At 64.2% G+C, this 997-nt stretch carries 1 protein-coding gene; it reads left to right on the top strand.

What is annotated here, in order from left to right:
• Window positions 1-16: 16 nt before the first annotated feature.
• The coding region (locus AX702_RS08975) for a GMC family oxidoreductase N-terminal domain-containing protein (RefSeq protein WP_197420540.1) at window positions 17-997 on the top strand (981 nt) is incomplete at its 3' end.

Below are 997 nucleotides of genomic sequence, written 5' to 3' on the forward strand. Positions count from 1 at the left end.
CTCCACAGCGGCGCGGGTGCTTACGCAACGCGGCTTCAAGGTGGTGATCCTGGAACGCGGCGGGCCCAGCAACGCCGAGGATTTCATCCCGCTCGACGAGCTCCACTTCCTCGACCACAAGGCCTTGGTCCCGCCGAAAAGCACGGATCCGATGTTGTACGTCGACACCTCCCGTGCGGACGCGCCGGTGCAGGAAAGCGAGCGCTGGTGGATCACCAACATGGTCGGCGGATCGACCAACCAGTGGGAAGCGAACCTGCCACGCTACACCGAGGAGGATTTCGCGGTCACTCGCTACCTCACCGACATTCCCTCGGACGTCAGCATGGTGGACTGGCCGTGGACTTACCAGGAATTCCACCCCTGGTTCGAACGCGCCGAATGGGATTGGGGCGTGTCGGGTCAGGCGCGGCAATCGCCCGCTCAGGAACCGCTGCGGCCGGGCTACGACTATCCAATGCCGCCGATCCGCGAGCATGCCTCCTCGCCGTTCCTGCGCTTCATCTTCAACAAAGCGGGCATGTATCCCTATCGCAGCCCGCGCGGCATCAATTCGCGCACTTACGACAGCCGTCCGGGCTGTCCCTTCTGCGGCTATTGCCAAGGGTTCGGCTGCGCCTCCAACTGCCGCTCGGGTGCCGCCGATACCGTCCTGCGCAAGGCAATGGCGACCGGCCTGTGCGACCTCAGGACCGGGCACAATGTCCTGCGCCTGCTCTACGAGCGGGGCCCCGACTCGTCGCAGGGCCACCGCGCCGTCGGCGTCGAATATGTGACCGAGCCGGGCGGGACTCCTCAGGTGCTGACGGCGAGCGTCGTCATCGTTTCGATCCAGGCGATCGAATCGGCGCGGCTGTTCCTGCTCTCCGACATTCCGAACGAGAACGGGCTCATCGGCCGCTATTTCACCTATCACACCAAGGGCGATCTGGAATTCACCTTTCCGAACCAGCCCTTCTGGGGGTCGATGGATCCGACTTATCCCTTTCAGCCCAGC

The organism is Sphingomonas sp. CCH5-D11, from assembly GCF_001557395.1.
Lineage (GTDB): Bacteria > Pseudomonadota > Alphaproteobacteria > Sphingomonadales > Sphingomonadaceae > Sphingomonas.